This is a genomic window from Novosphingobium cyanobacteriorum, from assembly GCF_029436685.1.
Lineage (GTDB): Bacteria > Pseudomonadota > Alphaproteobacteria > Sphingomonadales > Sphingomonadaceae > Novosphingobium > Novosphingobium cyanobacteriorum.
In genome coordinates this window covers 249,350-265,197 of the sequence record NZ_JAROCY010000001.1, presented here as the reverse complement: position 1 = coordinate 265,197, position 15,848 = coordinate 249,350, and the positions used below count along the sequence as shown (strand labels likewise).

Genomic DNA, 15,848 nt, shown 5'->3' with positions numbered 1-15,848 from the left:
CGACCATGACCCAACAGCCGAGCGTGATGCTGATCATCACGCAAGACACCAAGGAAGAAGAAGCCCGCTTCACCCGCGCCGCACTGGAAGCGGCGGGCGTGCGGGTGATCCATCTGGACCCGAGCGTGCGGCGCACGGTGGGAGGCGCGGAAATCTCGCCGGAAGACGTTGCCGCAGCTGCGGGAATGACCATCGAACAGGTCCGCGCACTGGGCCACGAAGGCAAGTGCCAGGACGCGATGATCCGCGGATCGATCGCCGCCGCCCATGCCTGGGACGCCCGGGACCCGATCTCCGGCGTGCTGGCGGTGGGCGGCTCGATGGGGTCGGCGCTGGCGGGCGCGCTGATGCAGAGCTTTCCCTATGGCCTGCCCAAGATGATCGTCTCGACGATGGCCTCCGGCTTCACCAAGCCCTACATGGGGGTGAAGGACATCGCGATGATGAACGCGGTGACCGACATTTCCGGCATCAACACGATCAGCCGCGATGTCTTCCGCAACGCCGCCTTCGCCGTGGCCGGCATGGCCAGGGGCTATGACCGTGCGGCGCCGGCCGAAAAGCCGCTGGTCCTGATCACCACGCTGGGCACAACGGAAGCGAGTGTGAAGCGCATCCGCCAGGCGCTGGAAACGGATGGCTGCGAGGTCATGGTCTTCCACTCCTCGGGCGCGGGCGGCCCGACGCTCGACGGCCTCGCCGAAAGCAAGGATGTGGCGCTGGTCCTCGATCTTTCACAGACCGAAATCCTCGACCATATCTTCGGAGGCCTTGCTGACACCGGGCCGGATCGCGGCAAGGCGGCGCTGCGCAAGGGCATTCCCACCATTCTCGCTCCCGGCAATGCGGACTTCATCATCGGCGGGCCGATCGACGTTTCCCGCGTCCAGTTCCCCGGTCGTCGCTATCACGAACACAACCCGCAGCTGACGGCGGTGCGCACCACGCTGGACGACCTGAAGAAGCTGGCCGATCACCTCGCCGCCAACGTGGCCGAAGCGCAAGGGCCGGTGCAGGTGTTCACGCCGCTGCATGGATTTTCCAGCCATGACAGCCCGGCGGGGCACCTGATGGACCCGTCCGTGCCGCCGCCCTTTGCCGAATACCTGCGTCAGGTGATGCCCGGACATGTGCCGGTTACCGCGGTCGACGCGCACTTCAACGATGAAGCCTTTTCCGACGCGGTCATCGCCGCCGCGCGCCAGATGTTGAAAGACCTATGAGCGACGACCTTCCCCTCACCCACGAGGATATCGCGGAAATCACCGCGATCCTCGAAAACTCGGGCTACCGCGAACTGGACCTGTCCACCCGCCGCTTTCACCTGCGCCTTGCGCGGGGGGATGGCGATGATGCGGGATTTACGCAGGAATGGCAGTGGGCCGGCGCGAGCGGCGCAGCCGAAGCTTCGACAGAAAGCGCGGAGGCCGATCCCGACGCGATTGCGGCGCCCCTGCCCGGCACGTTCTATCACGCGCCTCAGCCTGGCGCCCCGCCATTTGTTCAGCCTGGTGACGAAGTGGGGCCGGAAACGGTTGTCGGCATCATCGAGACGATGAAGCTGATGAACCCCGTTCACGCCGGGCGCAGCGGCACCATTTCCGAAGTGATCGCGCCCAATGGTGCGATGGTGGCCAAGGGCCAGGCCCTGATCCGGCTGAACCGATGACGATCCGCAAGCTGTTCATCGCGAACCGTGGCGAGATTGCGCTGCGGGTGATCCGCACCGCCCGCCGCATGGGCATCGCCACCGTGCTGGGGGCCTCGGAGGCCGACGCCGCCTCGCTCCCGGCACTGGAGGCTGACGAAGTCGCCATCGTGGGACCGGGGCCTTCATCGCAGGGCTATCTCGCGATTGACCGGGTCGTGGCCGCGGCAAAGGCTGCGGGCGCCGATGCCGTCCATCCCGGCTATGGCTTCCTGTCGGAAAATGCCGACTTCGCCCGCGCCATGGCCGAGGCCGGCATCACTTTCGTCGGCCCAAGCATCGCCACGCTGGAAGGCATGGGTGACAAGCTGGCCGCGCGCAGGCTGGCAACCGAGGCCGGCCTGCCCGTGCTGCCCGGCGGCGAGGCGCAGACGCCGGAAGCGGTGCGCCAGCGGGCGGCCGAAACAGGCTACCCCCTGCTGCTCAAGGCCGTGGCCGGGGGCGGCGGCAAGGGCATGCGCCGGGTGGACCGGCCCGAGGACCTCGACGCCGCACTCGCCATGGCGCAGGCAGAGGCCCAGGCCTCGTTCGGCAACCCGGCCGTCTATGTCGAACGCTTCGTGGCGCGCGGACGCCACGTGGAGGTGCAGGTTCTGGGCGATGGCGTGCGTGCCATCCACCTTGGCACGCGTGACTGTTCGATCCAGCGCCGCTTCCAGAAGCTGGTGGAAGAAGCCCCTGCCCCCGCCATGCCCGACGACGCGCGCGCCGCCATCGAGGCCGCCGCCGTGCGCCTTGCCCGCCACATCGGCTATCGCGGGGCGGGCACAGCGGAGTTCCTTGTCGACGCCGACGACTTCTCGTTCTTTTTCCTTGAACTCAACGCCCGCATCCAGGTTGAACACCCGGTGACCGAGGCGATCACGGGGGTGGACCTGATCGAGCAGCAATTGCTGGTGGCGATGGGCAAGCCGCTGTCGCTGACGCAGTCGATGGTCCGCCCGACAGGCGCCGCCATCGAAGTGCGGATCAACGCAGAGGATCCGGATGCCGATTTCCGCCCTTCGCCCGGCACGGCGATCCGCGCCGCATGGCCTGCCGGCCCGGGTGTCAGGGTGGACAGCCACATCGCCAATGGTTGCGAGGTTCCTCCGTTCTACGATTCGCTGATGGGCAAGGTCATCGTCCACGCCGCCACGCGCGAGGAGGCGGTGCGCCGCCTGCAGGCCGCGCTGTCCAGCCTGGAGATTGACGTAATGCCCACCACGGCCCCCCTCCACCGCCGCATCGCCGCCGATCCGCGCTTTGCCGCAGGCGGAGTGGACACCGGCTTCCTTTCGGGACTTCAGGCATGACCGCAATCCGCCTTGTCGACGTCACCATGCGTGACGGCAACCAGAGCCTGTGGGGTGCCACGGGCCTGAACACGGCCCACATGCTGCAGGCCGCGGCACTGACCGAAGCCTGCGGCTTCCGCGCCATCGATTTCACATCGTCCAGCCACATGGCCGTGGCGGTGCGCTATTTCCAGAACAACCCGTGGGAGCGCCTGCGCCGAATGGCTGCCGCGATGCCGACCACGCCGCTGCAGTTCATCACCACGGGCCTGCGCTTCATCGCGTGGCAGCAGGCAGACCCCGAGTTCATGCGGCTGGTCTATCGCGCGCTTCAGGCGAACGGGGTTGGCCGCTTCGTCCTGCTCGATCCGATGCACGAAGTGCCTGCGGTGGTCGAAGCCGCGCGGCTGGTGAAGCAGGAGGGGGACGCCGAGGTCATGGCCGCGCTCACCTTCACGCTCTCGGAATTCCACACCGACCAGTTCTATGCCGACTTTGCACGCGCCGTCGGGCAGAGCCCCGATATCGACCTGTTCTACATCAAGGATCCGGGCGGCCTGCTTTCAATGGACCGCGCGCGTACGCTGGTGCCCGCGGTAAAGGCCGCGATCGGCAACCGCCCGCTGGAAATCCATGCCCACACCACCATCGGCCAGGGGATGCTATCCAGCCTGGAGGCGGCCAAGCTCGGCATATCGGCCATCCATGTCGGCGTCGGTCCCGGCGGCGATGGTTCCTCCCTGCCCGAAGCCAACCGGATGGTGTCCAACTTGGAGGACGCAGGCCATACCGTCGAGATCGACAAGGACGCTCTGGCCCGGCTCACCACCTACTGGAAGCGCGTGGCGCTGGCCGAAGGGCTGCCGCCGGGCACGCCGCAGAACTTCGACGCCAGCTTCCTGCGTCATCAGATCGCCGGCGGGGTGATGACCACCACTGCGCGCCAGCTCGATGAGCTGGGCCTGTCCGATCGGCTTCCCGCCGTGATTGCCGAAACGGAGCAGGTCCGCGCAGAGCTCGGCTATCCGATCATGGTCACGCCGTTTCCGCAGATGGTGATGAGCCAGGCGCTGACCAACGTGATCGGCGATCGACGCTATGGCCAGGTTTCCGATCAGGTCATCCGCTATTGCATGGGCAAGTTCGGCAAGCCGACCTCGCCCGTCGATCCGCGCGTTCTCGCCACAATCCTTGATCGGCCCCGCGCGCGTGAACTGGAGGACGAACCGACATTTCCCGCGCTGGCAGACCTTCGCCGCCAGTTCGGACATCATCTGCCGGACGAGGAATTCCTGCTGCGCGCGGTGATGCCGGGTGAACAGGTGGACGCCATGCTTGCCGCCGGCCCTTCGCGCGCGACCTACAGCCCGCAGGCCGCGCCGATCCTGTCACTGCTGCGCTCGCTTGCGGCAAAGCCAGATGCGCGCGATCTGGTGATCGAGCGCCCGGGCTTCCGCCTTGCCCTCCATGCCGGAGCTTCGCTTTGATCCCCGCCGACATATCATCCCGCCTGCGCGATGCCGCTGGGTTCGTCTTCGACATGGATGGCACGATCGCCTTGGGCGATTCAAAAAGCGGGGGCCACCGCGCCCTGCCCCATGCGATTGCTCTGCTGGAGGCGTTGAAGGCGCGGGGGATGCCCTTCGTGGTCTTCACCAACGGCACGGCCAAACCACCCGCCGCCTATGCCGCATCGCTGCGCAACGCCGGGTTTCCGGTGGATGACGCGCAGATGCTGACTCCGTCATCATCCACCGCGGCATGGCTGGCGCAGCAGGGCACTGGCAGGGTCCGCGTGCTCGGCAATGCCGGTTGCGCTGCTCCGCTGGTTGATGCAGGCCTTGAGGTTGTTGGCCCCACTGAAGCGGCAGATGGTGTCGAGGCCGTCTATACCGGATGGTTCCGCGAATTCGATTTCAACGCGCTTGAGGCGGCCTGCCATTCCCTCTGGAACGGCGCACGCCTGCTCACCGCCAGCAACGTGCCCTTCTTCGCCACCGAGAACGGTCGCGCGATCGGCGCCAGCTACCCGATCAACGCCATGCTTACGGCCATGACCGGCAAGCGCCCGCGCATTCTGGGCAAGCCGTCGCGGGTCGCCTTCGAGGTGGCGCGCAAGGTGATGGACCTGCCACGCTCGGCCGCCCAAAGGATCGTGGTCGTGGGCGACGATCCGGCGCTGGAAATGCGCATGGCCAATGCCGTTGGTGCCCTGTCGGTCGGCATGGCCACCGGCATCATGGCGGGTGATGCCGTGCTGCCGGAAAAGGACCGGCCAGGTCTCCTGCTGCAGGACCTTGCCCCGCTGGTAGACCTGCTGGGCTAACGGCGCCTGGTTCGCGTCGGCGCGTGGAACTCCGGCGGCTTGTCGGCAATCCACGCCAGGAACCGCGAGAGTTCCGGCTTGTCGCGCAGCTTCGCATGGTCGGCACCGATGCGCTGCAGCTCTGCATTGGTGAAATGCGCATGCAGCGTACGGTGGCAGATCGGATGGAGCGGCACCGTCTCTCGCCCACCGCGGCTTTTGGGCACGGGATGATGCCATTCCACCTTGTGGCCCAGTGGCCTTGCGCAGAGCCAGCAGGGGGTCGGGGTCGACACGTCAGTCCGTGCCTTGCGGCTCGGCCACAACCTTGCCGGATCGCCACAGGTAAAGCCCCGCTGCAACGATGATCCCCGCGCCGGCCAGCGCGGTCAGATCCGGTTGTTCCCCGAACATGAACCAGCCGAACATGCCAGCCACCAGCAACTGGATATAGGTCATCGGTGCAATCGTGCCGGCGCCCGCGCGCGTTGTGGCCAGATAGATCATCGTGTGGGCAAAGCTTGCGGAAAAGGCGATGGAGCCGGCGCGCGCCAGCACGCTCCATGGCGGCACGCTGATATGCAGCATCGGAATGCCGCTGAGGTGCCCAGCGAGCGCGAAGGCGCCCATGAACAGCATCCCGATGAAGGCGACGCTGAACTGCATGGATAGCGCGGAGGCCCTGCCCGCCACGGCACGGTTGCCTATCATCAGCACGCCCATGCCGAAGGCCGAAAGGACTGGCAGCAGCGCCACGACCCCCAGCACCGCAAAGTTGGGCCGCAGCACGATCAGCACGCCAATGAACGCCACAACGCTGGCGATCCAGGTCGATCGCCGTGCCGGTTCGCGCAGGATCGCCGCCGCCAGCAGGGCCGTGATCATCGGGCTGGTGAACTGGATCGCCGTGGCCTCGGCCAGTGGCATCAGCTGCACTGCCGAGAAGAACGCCATCGCCGAAATCGCCACGCCAAACCCGCGCAGGGCCTGCCACTTCAGCCCCGGCAGGGCAAAGCCGGCTGGTCCTTCACGGAAGGCCAGGATCGTGCCCAGCCCGAATGCGCCGACGATATAGCGGAAAGTGGCGATCGCCGGCCCCGGCCACATCCCCGCCATCGACTTGACGATGATGTCCCCCACCGAAAGCGCAGCAAACCCGGCAAGGGCGAACAGCAATCCGGACCGCTCGTTCTGTTTCAAGTCATTCTCCAGAATCGCTGAAGCCCTTGTCGCCGCACGCGAGGGCAAGGGCAATGTCCGAAGCGATGCGTTGCAAGGGGCGAACCGGCAGGAGTTTGCCTTGCGTTAACCACTTACTGGCTAAGGTTTGCCTGCTTCGGAGGCAGTCGGCCTCCAACGGGGGATCGGCATGGCGGGGGCAATGGCCATCGGCGGGCAAGGCGGGCGTGGCCTTAACATCATGGCTGTCCGGGCCCTTGGCGTTCCAGCACTCCTGCTCGCCTTCACCCTCTTTGTCCGGTTCAACGCGCTGGGCGATCCCGATTACCATGTGGACGAGACGTTCTACCTTCTGGTGGGCGATGCCATGCACCACGGCGCCGCCCCCTATGTCGACATTTGGGATCGCAAGCCGCCTGGCCTGTTCGCGTTCTTCTGGCTGCTGGCCGGTATTTCCACCTCCGTCCTGACGTTCCAGATCGCGGCGGTCATCTTCACTGCCGCAACCGCTTATCTGATCCATCTGATTGCCCTGCGCTGGGCAGACCGCACCGGTGCCGCCCTGGCAGGCTTGACCTACATCGCATGGCTGCAGCCATTGCTCGGCGGCGGCGGGCAGTCACCGGTTTACTACAACCTCTTCGTGGTTGGCGCGGTGGCGTTGCTGGTCCGCGGCCTCGATGACTTGCCGGTCGGCATCCGCCACCGGCATGCGATAGGTGCCGCGCTGCTGTGCGGAATTGCGGTGTCATTCAAGCCGACCGCCCTGTTCGAAGGCGCTTTCGTTGTCCTCGCCTTCGCCTGGCGGGAGTGGTCGCGCACGCGCTCCGCATCCAGCACGCTGCACCTGTTCGTGCCCATGGCTGTCGCGGCTTCGCTGCCGACCGTGCTCGCTATGGCATGGTATATCGCCCATGGTCAGTTCGAAGCCTACTGGCAGGCCACCGTCATCTCGAACTTCCACAAGGGGCGCTCGGTCGCGGCGGTCTGGGCGCACACCGTGCGTTTTCTGCTGCTGTTGAGTCTGCCGCTGACGGCGTGTGCCTTGCTGGGGCAAGTCCGGGCGCGGCAGGAGCAGGGCTGCTCGCCTTTCGCACTGCTGATACGCGGATGGCTGATGGCAGCACTGGCCGGGTTTCTGGCGGTACCAAACTTCTATTCGCACTATGCGTTGCCGCTCGTGCCGGTGCTCGCCGTCGCGGCAGCACCGTGGTTCGCGCACGGCCTCGTCGGCAGGGTCGTCGCGGTCGTCTCGATGATCTGGGCGCTGCACTATGGCCAGTCGTTCGATTTCGACAAGGCCACGCAGTCCGCCGCGCGTTTCGAGCGGGTTACGCAGGTTCTTCGGGCCAACATGCCGCACGGCACGCTCTATATCCACGATGGCACGCCATGGCTGTACCACACCACGCAGGCCCGCCTGCCCGGCCGTTTCGTGTTTCCCGAACACCTCGCCATGTCCAACGAGGCCCCTGCCATCGGCGTCGATCCGGTGGCGGAACTCGCTCGTGTCCTGGCGCAGGCGCCGGACGCGATCGTCGTGACCGACACGCTGCGCCCGGAATACAACCGCACCACCTTCGCCATGCTGCAGCGGGAAGTCACGGCTCGCTACACCCTGGTCTGCGCCCTGCCCGGCGCAGACTTCGAGCACAGCTTCACGTTCTACATCTACGCGCTGAACCAGGCTCCGGATCGACGTCAATGTCCTTCGGCCGCTGCCCGCAGCGGCAAGGTGCTGCCGAAGCCCTGGCCTGCTTAGCATTTCATGAAGGTTTCCGATGTATTCACCGTTCTGAGGAAGCTTTCGCTGACCATTGCCCGCCGATGATGGCGGACCAGATTACGGGATTGTTTGCATGAGCGCTTTTGGCCGCAAGACTGGGATCGGGGGTGGCAGTTCCGCAGGACGGCCATCGTTCGGCGTTGCGCGTCCGATGAAGGCGGGAGAAACGGGCGCGCCGGTGCCGGTGCCCATGGGTGGGGACCAGTTCCCTCCCCTGCCGCCCATGGACATGGTCGATCAGCCGATCACCGCCGCCGCGGCCAAGGCCGACGCGCTGACCCGGCTGGCCGATCGCGCCAATGGCGTGGTGGACAACCAGTACCAGGCCGAAGGCTTCGAAGCCTCGGTCCACAAGATCAAGGAACAGGTGCTGCCGCGCCTGCTTGAACGCGTCGATCCCGAAGCCGCCGCCACGCTCACCAAGGAAGAGCTGTCGGAGGAATTCCGCCCGATCATCATGGAAGTGCTGGCCGAGCTGAAAGTCACGCTCAACCGGCGCGAACAGTTCGCCCTGGAAAAGGTGCTGATCGACGAGCTGCTCGGTTTCGGCCCGCTGGAAGAGCTGCTGAACGACCCCGACGTGTCCGATATCATGGTCAACGGGCCGGAGCAGACCTACATCGAAAAGAAGGGCAAGCTCCAGCTCGCCCCGATCCGGTTCCGCGACGAAAGCCACCTGTTCCAGATCGCCCAGCGCATCGTCAATCAGGTCGGCCGTCGTGTCGACCAGACCACGCCGCTGGCCGACGCCCGCCTCAAGGACGGCAGCCGCGTCAACGTGATCGTCCCGCCGCTGTCGCTTCGCGGCACCGCCATCTCGATCCGTAAATTTTCCGAAAAACCGATCACCATCGACATGCTGCGCGATTTCGGCTCGATGTCCGACAAGATGGCCACCGCGCTGAAGATTGCCGGCGCCTGCCGCATGAACATCGTGATCTCGGGCGGTACCGGCTCCGGTAAAACCACCATGCTCAACGCCCTGTCGAAGATGATCGACCCGGGCGAACGCGTGCTGACCATCGAAGACGCGGCCGAACTCCGCCTGCAGCAGCCGCACTGGCTGCCGCTGGAAACCCGCCCGCCGAACCTTGAAGGCCAGGGCGCCATCACCATCGGCGATCTTGTGAAGAACGCCCTCCGTATGCGTCCTGACCGCATCATCCTGGGCGAAATCCGTGGCGCGGAGTGCTTCGACCTCCTCGCCGCGATGAACACCGGCCACGATGGATCGATGTGCACGCTGCACGCCAACAGCCCGCGCGAATGCCTGGGCCGTATGGAAAACATGATCCTGATGGGCGACATCAAGATCCCCAAGGAAGCCATCAGCCGCCAGATCGCCGAATCCGTGGACCTGATCGTGCAGGTCAAGCGCCTGCGCGATGGTTCTCGCCGCACCACCAACATCACCGAGGTGATCGGCATGGAAGGCGATGTGATCGTGACGCAGGAACTGTTCAAGTTCGAGTATCTCGATGAGAGCGAGGATGGCAAGATCATCGGCGAATTCCGCGCATCGGGCCTGCGCCCCTACACGCTGGAAAAGGCCCGCCAGTTCGGCTTTGACCAGGCCTATCTCGAAGCCTGCCTCTGAATGATCGGGCGGTCGCGATCCCTTTAAGGGCGTGACCGCCGTCAATTGGGCGCTTGATCGCGTCGGTTCATGGCCTATGGGCCTTGCATGCAGACAATCGACCGCCCGATGCTCGCGCTTGCGCTCCGCCTGGCGGCGACCGTCCTGTTTTCGGTCATGCTGGTGCTGGTCAAGCTCACCGGCGATCACGGCATCTCGCTTCCTGAAACGCTGTTCTGGCGACAGGTCTTTCCGGCCTTGGCCATCCTGGCATGGCTGGCTTCACGTGGCGACGTAAACCGCCTGAAGACCAGGCGCCCGTGGATCCATGTCCGTCGTGCGTTGATCGGCGGCACGGGCATGTTCCTCACCCTCGGCGTGGTGCGCATCCTGCCCTTGGCCGAAGCCACCGTGCTTGGCTTCACGTCTCCGATGTTTGCGGTGATCCTCTCGGCGCTCATGCTGAATGAACGCGTCGGCATCTGGCGCTGGGGCGCCGTGATGATGGGCCTTGTGGGTGTCGTGGTCATCGCCGCGCCGGGTGCGACGGTCATTCCGCCCTTCGGCCTTGCTGTCGGCATCGGCGCAGCATTCATGACCGCTCTTGTCACCGTCCAGGTGCGCGATCTGGGCCGGACCGAGGAACCACTGACCGTCGTTTTCTACTTCTCGGCCATCAGCGCGCCGGTTCTGGGCATCGGCGCTTTGTTGACCGGCTCCCGGCACGATCTGGCTGGCTGGCTGATGATCGTCGGGATTGGCCTGACCGGGCTGTTTGCCCAGATCGCGATGACCTCTTCGCTGCGCTATGGCAAAGTCGCCAGCGTCATCGTCGTCGATTACGTCCAGCTTGCCTGGGCAACCTTGCTGGGATGGCTGATCTTCGATCATCTGCCTCCGGCATCAACATGGGTTGGCGCCCCCATCATCATCGGCGCAAGCCTCCTCATCGTCTGGCGGGAACACACCCTTGCCCGCAGACGCGGCTCACGCGCTCCGCACGAAGACGAGAGCATCGTGGAACACGTGGCCCGGCCAGACGTTGCCTAGCCGTTCGGACCGGATCTCATCCGGACCACTGCTACAAAGGATCACAGCCATGATGCGCAAGATGATGATGGCCGCCGTGATGGGCGCGCTGATGATGGGTGCCGCCGCCTGCAACACCGTGAAGGGCGCGGGCAAGGATATCCAGTCGGTCGGCCAGGCTGGCTCCGACGCCATCCACTGATCTTTCACAGGTCACGCGAAAGCCCCGCCGTGGATGACCACGGCGGGGCTTTTTTGTGTCTCAAGGACCTGCGGATCAGGCTTCGCGCCAGACCAGCTTGGGCTTGCGCGCGGCCAGCGTCTCGTCCAGCCGTCGCCGTGGTGCCATGTGCGGGGCGCTCTTCAAGGCCGGATCGCCCGCCTTCGCCCTTTGCGCCAGTGACCGCATGGCGCCGATGAACTGGTCCAGCGCCGCCTTGCTCTCGGTCTCGGTCGGCTCCACCAGCATGGCACCGTGCACCACCAGCGGGAAATAGACCGTCATCGGGTGGAACCCCTCGTCGATCAGACCCTTGGCAAGATCCAGCGTGGAAAAGCCTTCGGCAAAGCCATCGTCGCTGAACAGCGCCTCGTGCATGCAGGGCCCGGCCGCCCCGAACGGAGCATCCAGCACATCGTCCAGGCTGCGCAGCACATAGTTGGCGTTGAGCACCGCATCGCCCGAAACCTGGCGCAGGCCATCGGCCCCGTGGCTGAGGATATAGGCGAGCGCACGGGTGTACATGCCCATCTGTCCGTGGAAAGCGCACATCCGGCCAAAGGCCTGCGAATGCCCTTCCTCGGCCGCGTTCTCTTCCTCCACCAGACGCACCGAACCGTCTGCCTGCCGCGCCGAGAACGGCAGCGGCCCGAACGGCGCCAGCGCTTCGGACAGAACCACCGGCCCGGACCCCGGCCCACCACCGCCATGCGGGGTGGAAAAGGTCTTGTGCAGGTTGATGTGCATGGCGTCTACGCCCAGGTCACCCGGCCGCACCCGCCCGACAATCGCGTTGAAGTTTGCACCGTCGCAATAGACGTATCCGCCTGCGACATGCACCGCGTCGGAAATGGCCTTCATGTCGCACTCAAACAGGCCGCAGGTGTTGGGGTTGGTGATCATCACCCCGGCAACGTCCGGCCCCAGCCGCGCCGTCAGCGCCGCAAGATCGACCCGGCCCTCCGCCGTCGCCGGGATGTTCTCCACCCGGAACCCGGCGAATGCCGCCGTCGCCGGATTGGTGCCGTGCGCGCTTTCGGGCACAAGGATCACTTCGCGCAGGTCGCCCCGCGCTTCCAGCGCCGCCCGGATGCACAGCAGCCCGCACAGCTCGCCGTGCGCGCCAGCCTTCGGTGTCATCGCCACGCCGTGCATGCCGGTCAGCGTGATCAGCCAGTGCGCCAGCTCGTTCATGGCTTTCAGCGCGCCCTGAACGGTCTGCTGCGGCTGCAGCGGGTGCACATCGGCAAAACCGGGCAGCCGCGCCACCTTCTCGTTCAGCCGGGGGTTGTGCTTCATCGTGCAGCTGCCCAGCGGGAACAGGCCCAGGTCGATGGCATAGTTCTGCCGCGAAAGGCGCGTGTAGTGCCGCACCGCTTCCGGTTCGGAAAGGCCCGGCAGGTCCACAGGCGCGGCGCGCAGCGGCAGCCCGGGCAGAACTTCGTCATCGGCATCGGGCAGATCCACGCCGCATTGGTCCACCGATCCGATCTCGAAGATCAGTGGTTCTTCCAGCTGCAGCGCGCGATTGCCGGTGAAGGTCGGCGGCACGTCTACAGTGCCGATCTCACCCGTCGATGGGCGCCAGCCCGATGGGTTCAGCTCGTTCATGCCAGCACCTCCTTCAGTGCGGAAACCAGCGCCGCGATATCCTCGTCGCTGGTGCATTCGGTGGCGGTGACGAGCAGGCCGTTGGCCAGCCCATCCACCCCCGGATAGAGCCGCCCAAGCGACACCCCGCCCAGCACCTGCCGGTCGGCCAGCTCGCGCACCACGGCGCGCGCATCGCGCGGCAGGACCACCGCGAATTCGTTGAAGTACGCCCCGTTCACAACCGAAACGCCCGGCACCTGCGCCAGCGCGCGTGCGGTCTTCACCGCCTGCGCGTGGCTCGCGCGCGCCATGCGATCCAGCCCGGTGCCGCCCAGCAGCGTCAGGTGGATCGAGAAAGCCAGCGCGCAGAGGCCGGAATTGGTGCAGATGTTGCTCGTCGCCTTTTCGCGCCGGATGTGCTGTTCGCGCGTGGACAGCGTCAGCACGAAGCCGCGCTTGCCATCGGCGTCCACCGTCTCGCCGCAAAGGCGCCCCGGCATCTGCCGAACGAACTTTTCGCGGCAGCCGAACAGGCCAAGGTACGGCCCGCCGAACTGCAGGCCCACGCCGATCGCCTGGCCTTCGCCCACCACAATGTCGGCCCCCAGCGCACCCGGGCTTTCCAGAAGTCCCAGCGCCACCGGCTCCGTCACCACCGCCACCAGCAGCGCGCCGTTGGCCTGCGCCGCTGCTGCAATCCGCTTCAGGTCGGGCACGCGGCCCAAAACGTCGGGATACTGCACCACCACGCATGATGTCGCACCGTCGATGGCTGCGATAACCGCGTCATCGTCGGTCGCGGCGCTCAGCTCCGGCAGGCGCGTGTCGAGCACGTCACCGGTGAACTTCGCCATCGTGCGCGCCGTTTCCACATAATGGGGATGCAGCCCGCCGGAAATAACGGCCCGGCTGCGGCGGGTGATCCGCCCGGCCATGGCAATCGCCTCCCAGCACGCGGTCGATCCGTCATAAAGCGAGGCGTTGGCCACTTCCGTGCCCAGCAGCCGCGCCACCTGCGTCTGGAATTCGAACAGCACCTGCAGCGTGCCCTGCGCAATCTCGGGCTGGTAGGGCGTGTACGCGGTCAGGAACTCGCCGCGCTGGATCAGATGATCGACCGAGGCCGGCACATGATGGCGATAGGCGCCCGCGCCCAGGAAGAACGGCACGGAACCCGCCGGCACGCTTTCCGCGGCAAGCCGGCTCATGTGCCGCTCCACCGCCATTTCACCGGCATGATCGGGCAGCCCCGGGATCGGGCCGGGCAGGCGTGCCGCCTCGGACACGTCGGCGAACAGGTCATCGATGGACCCTGCGCCGATCGTCGCCAGCATGCCGGCGCGATCGTTATCGCTCAGCGGGAGATAGCGCATTACAGCCCCGCCACGTAGGTCTGGTACGCCGCCTCGTCCATCAGCGCGTCCAGCTCGCCCGCATCGGCCAGCGTCATCTTCCACAGCCAGCCGTCACTCTCGGCGGCGCTGTTCACCAGCTCAGGCTGCTCCGCCAGCGCCTCGTTCAGGTCGGTCACCGCGCCCGAAACCGGGCTGTACACGTCGCTGGCGGCCTTCACCGAATCCACCACGCACACGCTGTCGCCCTTGCCCAGGTCCGCACCAGCGGCAGGCAGTTCAACAAACGTGATATCGCCCAGCTGGCCCTGCGCGTAATCGGTGATGCCCACCGTGGCGGCGGTGCCGTCAACGTCGATCCATTCGTGGTCCTGGGTGAAATAACGGGGCATCAGGCAGCTCCTTTGCGAACATAGCGATGGGGAACGAACGGCAGGGGTACGATGGTCGCGGCAATGCTGCGCCCCCGCACGTCGAGATGAAGATTGGTGTCAGGCGCGGCATGCTCGGCTGAGACGAACGCCATGGCGATCGGCTGGCCCATGCTGGGCGAGAACCCGCCCGAAGTGACGGTGCCGATGCGCTCTGCGCCCATCAGCACGGCCGCGCCCTCGCGCGCGGCCATCCGTCCTTCCAGCACAAGGCCCACCCGGCGGCGTGCCGGCCCTTCCAGCAGCGCCTCCTGCACGCGTTCCGCGCCCGGAAAGCCGCCCTCGGCGCGGCGACGCTTGCCGATGGCAAAGGTGAGGCCGGCCTCAACCGGCTCGATCTCGCGCGAAAGGTCGTGGCCATAAAGCGGCAGCCCCGCCTCCAGCCGCAGCGAATCCCGCGCCCCCAAACCGATCGGCTTGACCTGCGGCTGTGCGCAGATCAGCTCCGCCACCGCTTCGGCCTCGGCCGCCGGCACCGCGATCTCGAAGCCGTCCTCGCCGGTATAGCCGGACCGGCTGATCCGCGCGTCCACGCCGCCCAGCTTGAACGCTCCGCCTTGCATGAAGCCCAGTGCCGCCACGCCAGCGGCCAACGGCTCCAGCGCCTCGACCGCCTTCGGCCCTTGCAGCGCGAACAAGGCATTGTCTGTCAGGTGCGTCAACTTCACGCTTTCCGGCAGCCGCTCCTCGATCCACGCGATGTCGCCATGCTTGGTCGCGCCGTTCACCACCAGGTAGAACCCGCTTTCCCAGCGCGTTACCATCAGGTCGTCGATCACCCCGCCGAAGTCGTCGAGCAGCAGCGAATAGCGCACCCCGCCCACGCGCAGCGTCCGCAGGTCGATCGGCAGCAGCGCCTCGAGCGCGGCCTCGGCGCCCTCGCCCGCCACATAGAGCTGCCCCATGTGCGAAACGTCGAAGAACCCGGCGCTTTCGCGCGTCCACAGGTGCTCCGCGATGATGCCTTCATACTGCACCGGCATGGAATAACCGGCAAAGGGCACCATCCGCCCACCACGCGCACGGTGCCAGGCATCGAGCGGCAAGGTCAGCGGACCTGGCGTTGCGTCAGATGAAATTTCGTATGTGTCGCTCACAAATCCGGTCTCCGCACAGGGTCGCACCATTCGGTGCCCCCTCTGTCACGGAAACCTGAGAGCTTTCCCCCACGCCCCCTCTCGCAAGGGCGCTACGCCCTCTCGCGGGCGCTTGGGGTTACCCCTTCGGCGGCCCTCCCCTTATGGGAAGCGGCACTTTCCAGAGCGTCACTGTCGATCCACGCGGTCCTTTGGCCTGAGAGATTCCGGGGCGGTTGCTCCTTCGGCGCCCTGCAACCCGGTTACCCGAATCGCAGGAACTCTCCCGCGCGATCAGCGACAGGGACGCCCATCG

At 66.2% G+C, this 15,848-nt stretch carries 16 protein-coding genes and 2 riboswitches; of the genes, 9 read left to right on the top strand and 7 right to left on the bottom strand.

Going from position 1 to position 15,848, the window contains the following annotated elements; genetic code table 11:
* Positions 1–5 precede the first annotated feature (5 nt).
* The 5 genes from POM99_RS01260 to POM99_RS01240 are packed head-to-tail and all read left to right on the top strand — an operon-like array spanning position 6 to position 5,311.
* Positions 6–1,223, top strand: a complete 1,218-nt coding sequence (locus POM99_RS01260; protein ID WP_277274924.1) for a Tm-1-like ATP-binding domain-containing protein — start codon at positions 6–8, stop codon at positions 1,221–1,223.
* Entirely contained in the window at positions 1,220–1,669 is a 450-nt protein-coding gene (locus tag POM99_RS01255; RefSeq protein WP_277274923.1) for an acetyl-CoA carboxylase biotin carboxyl carrier protein, read from the top strand. Before POM99_RS01260 ends, POM99_RS01255 begins: the two co-directional genes overlap by 4 nt.
* Complete coding sequence (locus POM99_RS01250; RefSeq protein WP_277274921.1) at positions 1,666–3,003, top strand: acetyl-CoA carboxylase biotin carboxylase subunit; 1,338 nt, start codon at positions 1,666–1,668, stop codon at positions 3,001–3,003. The genes POM99_RS01255 and POM99_RS01250 overlap by 4 nt, the downstream gene beginning before the upstream one ends.
* On the top strand, positions 3,000–4,472 hold the full coding sequence (locus POM99_RS01245) for a biotin carboxyl carrier protein (RefSeq protein WP_277274920.1): 1,473 nt from the start codon (positions 3,000–3,002) through the stop codon (positions 4,470–4,472). Before POM99_RS01250 ends, POM99_RS01245 begins: the two co-directional genes overlap by 4 nt.
* Positions 4,469–5,311 (top strand): HAD-IIA family hydrolase, encoded by an 843-nt coding sequence (locus POM99_RS01240; protein WP_277274919.1) that lies wholly within the window; start codon positions 4,469–4,471, stop codon positions 5,309–5,311. Before POM99_RS01245 ends, POM99_RS01240 begins: the two co-directional genes overlap by 4 nt.
* On the opposite strand, the gene POM99_RS01235 is transcribed toward POM99_RS01240, so the two are convergent.
* Genes POM99_RS01235 through POM99_RS01225 form a run of 3 tightly spaced genes read right to left on the bottom strand, consistent with a single transcriptional unit; the run spans position 5,308 to position 6,800 of the window.
* The gene (locus POM99_RS01235) at positions 5,308–5,586 is read right to left on the bottom strand and encodes an HNH endonuclease (RefSeq protein ID WP_277274918.1); all 279 of its coding nucleotides are present in this window, start codon (positions 5,584–5,586) and stop codon (positions 5,308–5,310) included. The two genes, POM99_RS01240 and POM99_RS01235, sit on opposite strands and share 4 nt — an antisense overlap.
* Before the next feature lies 1 nt (position 5,587).
* Positions 5,588–6,490: a DMT family transporter gene (locus tag POM99_RS01230; protein ID WP_277274917.1), complete on the bottom strand. Its 903-nt coding sequence runs from the start codon at positions 6,488–6,490 to the stop codon at positions 5,588–5,590.
* A gap of 1 nt (position 6,491) precedes the next feature.
* Complete coding sequence (locus tag POM99_RS01225) at positions 6,492–6,800, bottom strand: hypothetical protein (RefSeq protein WP_277274916.1); 309 nt, start codon at positions 6,798–6,800, stop codon at positions 6,492–6,494.
* Between POM99_RS01225 and POM99_RS01220 the strand changes: the two genes are divergently transcribed.
* The 4 genes from POM99_RS01220 (at position 6,801) to POM99_RS01205 (ending at position 11,062) form a co-directional block, all read left to right on the top strand.
* Complete coding sequence (locus POM99_RS01220; protein WP_277274915.1) at positions 6,801–8,231, top strand: ArnT family glycosyltransferase; 1,431 nt, start codon at positions 6,801–6,803, stop codon at positions 8,229–8,231.
* Between the two features lie 97 nt (positions 8,232–8,328).
* Complete coding sequence (locus tag POM99_RS01215) at positions 8,329–9,852, top strand: TadA family conjugal transfer-associated ATPase (RefSeq protein ID WP_277274914.1); 1,524 nt, start codon at positions 8,329–8,331, stop codon at positions 9,850–9,852.
* Positions 9,853–9,939: 87 nt separating this feature from the next.
* A complete protein-coding gene (locus POM99_RS01210; RefSeq protein WP_277274913.1) occupies positions 9,940–10,881 on the top strand; it encodes a DMT family transporter in 942 nt (313 codons plus the stop codon).
* A gap of 67 nt (positions 10,882–10,948) precedes the next feature.
* Positions 10,949–11,062, top strand: coding sequence for an entericidin A/B family lipoprotein (locus POM99_RS01205; protein WP_438822977.1), 114 nt, complete (start codon positions 10,949–10,951; stop codon positions 11,060–11,062).
* Between the two features lie 75 nt (positions 11,063–11,137).
* Here POM99_RS01205 and gcvPB read toward each other — a convergent pair whose 3' ends face one another.
* The 4 genes from gcvPB to gcvT are packed head-to-tail and all read right to left on the bottom strand — an operon-like array spanning position 11,138 to position 15,553.
* Positions 11,138–12,691: an aminomethyl-transferring glycine dehydrogenase subunit GcvPB gene (gene gcvPB / locus POM99_RS01200; RefSeq protein WP_277274910.1), complete on the bottom strand. Its 1,554-nt coding sequence runs from the start codon at positions 12,689–12,691 to the stop codon at positions 11,138–11,140.
* A complete protein-coding gene (gene gcvPA / locus POM99_RS01195; RefSeq protein ID WP_277274909.1) occupies positions 12,688–14,046 on the bottom strand; it encodes an aminomethyl-transferring glycine dehydrogenase subunit GcvPA in 1,359 nt (452 codons plus the stop codon). Before gcvPA ends, gcvPB begins: the two co-directional genes overlap by 4 nt.
* Positions 14,046–14,417: a glycine cleavage system protein GcvH gene (gene gcvH, locus POM99_RS01190; RefSeq protein WP_277274908.1), complete on the bottom strand. Its 372-nt coding sequence runs from the start codon at positions 14,415–14,417 to the stop codon at positions 14,046–14,048. The genes gcvPA and gcvH overlap by 1 nt, the downstream gene beginning before the upstream one ends.
* The gene (gene gcvT / locus POM99_RS01185) at positions 14,417–15,553 is read right to left on the bottom strand and encodes a glycine cleavage system aminomethyltransferase GcvT (protein WP_277274907.1); all 1,137 of its coding nucleotides are present in this window, start codon (positions 15,551–15,553) and stop codon (positions 14,417–14,419) included. Before gcvT ends, gcvH begins: the two co-directional genes overlap by 1 nt.
* 32 nt (positions 15,554–15,585) lie before the next feature.
* Positions 15,586–15,727: riboswitch (glycine riboswitch) on the bottom strand.
* Positions 15,728–15,831: riboswitch (glycine riboswitch) on the bottom strand.
* Between the last annotated feature and the right edge of the window lie 17 nt (positions 15,832–15,848).